The organism is Vibrio sp. Vb0667 (assembly GCF_033391095.1).
This window is the reverse complement of record NZ_JAWPOL010000264.1, coordinates 1-1,206: the sequence shown is the minus strand read 5'-3', so window position 1 is coordinate 1,206 and position 1,206 is coordinate 1. Positions and strand designations below refer to the sequence as shown.

The 1,206-nt window shown below is 42.2% G+C and carries 1 pseudogene; it reads right to left on the bottom strand.

Annotated elements, in window-relative coordinates:
- A pseudogene (locus R8269_RS25150) lies at window positions 1-1,206 on the bottom strand (GumC family protein); the annotation flags it as partial.

The window sequence follows — 1,206 nt, the reverse complement described above, 5'->3', positions numbered from 1 at the left end:
GTTGTGGCGCGACAGGAAACAGTGGAATGATCGCTTTATCAGTAAAGCGAGCGGTCACATTTTTGTAATCGCTAGTAGCGCTGGTTTCTTTTTCTCGATTTAAGAAAGCTTCGTAAAGATCTTTGTTTGACTCTACTTCTCGTTTCAATTGCTCATAGCGCGCCTTTTGCGAACCCAATGATTGGAAATCTGATTTTTTTCTGTCCAGTTCTTCGCGCAACATGTCTTCTTGAGCTTTCGCTGCAAGTAAGTCTTGTTGCTTACTAAAAGAGATTTCGCGAATCAATTGCTGAGTTCGCTCTTGAATAGAGGCGAGTTGCGCTTTCGCTTGGACCATTCGATCGTGTTTTGGTCCATAACGTTGCGCCAGTTCAGAAACGTTCTTCGCAGCTTGGGCTTCTGAAAGTTTCAAATCACGAATCTGAGCTTGATTGGCAAACTCGTCAATGGACAGCAGGCTATCAAGATTCTGAGAAGATTTTCTTTTTAGTAGTTGGATCAAGGTTTGCGCTTCGATGCGCTTATTGACAGCGGTATTGAGTTTACGGTTAAGCTCTTCTAGTTCGTTGGCGTAGATGTCGTCGATGCCGTTGATATCAATCAGGCCTTCTTTGAGCAAAAACTCTTGCAAAGCATGCTCTGATTTTTTTAAGCGCTCTTCGAGTTTTTGAGAGTTATTAGTCAGCCATGTTGCTGCATTTTGAGTCACTACGAGCTTGGCTTCGAAGTTGGCATCAATATAAGCCTGACCAACCGCGTTCGCGACTCTTGTTGCTAACTTTGGATCGGCAGAACGAAAGCTAATTCGCACTAACTGTGTGTTTCGAACAGGTTCAATTTCTAGCTTTCTTTTGAAGGCTTGAAGTGCTTGATAGTAAGACTCAGAGTATTGTGATGTCTCTTTTGGGCTAGGAGAGACATTCAATAAATCTTGTACTAACGGGACTGCTTTGATGTCGTCGATTTTTTGTTTTAGTCCACCAGAGCTCGTAAATTCAGGGTGTTGAGTTAAATTCAGTTCATTAATGACTTTGTCGGCAATGTGGTTGGATTTCAGAATAGCGATTTGTGTTTGAAAGTACTCTTTCTTGGTCGTATCTACGCCGTACACTTCTTCAATCGATAGCGCACTTTTTTGCTCTTCTTGAATCAATAACGTTGCTGTTGCTTGGTAAATGGATGTTTTGGAGTAGATGTACCAAGTGC